Consider the following 2,226-nt stretch of genomic DNA (forward strand, 5'->3'; position numbering starts at 1 on the left):
CAATGCATCGACAAATACTCCTTCTTTATCTGCTACGCCTCCCGCCGCGCCCGGGACGCCATTGGGCGCGTGGTACAACATAACGGTCTCGGGAAATATCGCATTCGCCGGAAGTAATTTCGCGTCCGGGTCAGCCGTAGCGGTTGGGGGGAGGATAATTAAAAAGAGCGAGTCTGCATGGTACTATCAGCCTCCGTCCGATAAAGCGCTTGAATTAACCCAGAAGGGAAGATTTATTTGGAAAGACAAAAATACGGTGTTCACCAACACTGTCAACGAGAAAGAAATTGAAGTATCGCAGGCGGTCCGTGACGTAGTTGTATACTCTGATTATAACGATGTAACCTATTCATTGAATTATCTTCGGAAGGGGGACGCTTCGAATGCGACTACTATTTCGATTTACAGGAGTCCGCAAGGGTCATCTTTCCCGACCTCTTTTGGAATTGGTGAGGTAAGTGGCATTCAAAATTACGTATGCACTAACCCTGACAATGGAGACGAGGTGGTGCTTACAATCGATTGGTCTCTAATATCGACGACGAATGTTTCTTACTTCATTGATGTATCAAAGTCTGTTTTTGCGAAGGCTAGTTATACCCAGGCAACTAAGCGGGGCAACCGATATATTTTTGAGAATCCCAATGCGGTTTTAACCCAGTCCGAGAGAAAGGTGCTAAACGGTGTTGTTAGTGCGTCCGTCAGGTCAACTAATGCCGGAGCGCCCACAACCTACGGCATTAATTATATTACAAAAGGGAGCGCAAGTGTGCAGACCAGGATAAGCCTGACCATTAATAAGGGTGGCACTTCATTCCCAATAGATTATGGCACAGGTGTGCCGTCTGGGGTCGTTGAATATAAGTTAGTGAATCCCAACAACTTTGATGAAATCTTCTTAACCTTAGATTGGTCAAAGGTTACTAGCGATCCCGCAGAGCAGGTCTTCATTGCCGGCAACAAGGCAACGCTGCATCGGAGCGTTTACTCGGCTCCATCTTTCTTGCAAAGAGAGGTTTATGAAAATCCTTCTGCTGCATTTAACTATGCCGAGATAGAAACCGCGCTGGCCCTTCGGCAAGTATCGGTCCAGTCGGTTAATCCCGGGACAGCATACTCGCTATATTACCTGCAAAAGGGAAATGCGTCCGATCCGACGATCATTTCAATCTACAATAACAGTACTGCCACCTCTTTCAATTTGGATGCAGGTGTCGGGGTTGTGTCTGGCGTCAGGAAGTATACCGTTACTGCCCCTAATTACGACAAGGTGAACGTCGTGGTTGACTGGGATAGAATGACCACGTCCGGTACTGCCTCTAAATACTTCCTCGATATTGCTCGCTCCCGGATCAACTCGGCCAATTATTTCTATACTGAATGGATCGAGCGGAAGGTGTACGAGGATCCCGCTGCGTCTTTTAACTCCGCTGAAATAGAGACAGTACTTGCACTGAGAGACATTTCGGTTCAGTCAAAAAACCTTGGCGTTTATTACAGCCTATACTATATCCAGAAGGGTGATGCCTCAAACCCGACAATAATCTCCTTTTACAACAACACGACTGCCAGCTCATTCAATCAGAGCTTTGGAAACGGGGTTCCAAGTGGAGTACAAAAGTATGTCATCAATACATCTCCGAATGGAGATATCGTAAGCGTCGAAATTGATTGGAGTAAAATGTCGGTTTCTGGGCTTGCTAGCAAGGTATTCCAGAACGTCACCAAGACGCTGATCAACAAATCAAGGTACAAAGACCTATTCCCGTTGGGCATTACCGCTCCGACATTGGTTTTGCCTACCTATGTTCCCTATGCAAGAGGACGCGAGTTTCCTGTATGGAAGGAGAATTTAAGGGTTGTTAGCTATGCCAACGAAGCGGATACCCGTGTGGATATTTCAGGTAACGACGGGTCCAGGACCTGGCTAACTCCGGATGTAAACTCATTGGAGGGGTGGAAGTACTTGCGCCAAATATCCGAAAGCGTACCGGCGAATTTCAACGTTACTGTCACCAATAAACTTCTAACTGGCGAGACGCTTAACAGCGGAACATTCCAGGTTCGGCCCACATCGCAGGTTTTCAACTCGACGGCACAGAAATCTATTCTTGTTATCGGGGATAGTCACACCGAAATTGAAGACAGGCTTGTTACCCGCACGCTGAAAGCACTGATCACGGCGAACAACTCCTTTATCCCGACATTCATTGGTACACGTGCTTC

The 2,226-nt window shown here is 47.1% G+C and carries 1 protein-coding gene; it reads left to right on the plus strand.

The features are described 5' to 3' along the window. Positions 1-256: 256 nt before the first annotated feature. Positions 257-2,226: hypothetical protein (locus tag LZD49_RS35225; protein ID WP_234673334.1), on the plus strand; the 1,970-nt coding region annotated here is incomplete at its 3' end.

It is taken from the genome of Dyadobacter sp. CY261 (assembly GCF_021440085.1).
Lineage (GTDB): Bacteria > Bacteroidota > Bacteroidia > Cytophagales > Spirosomataceae > Dyadobacter.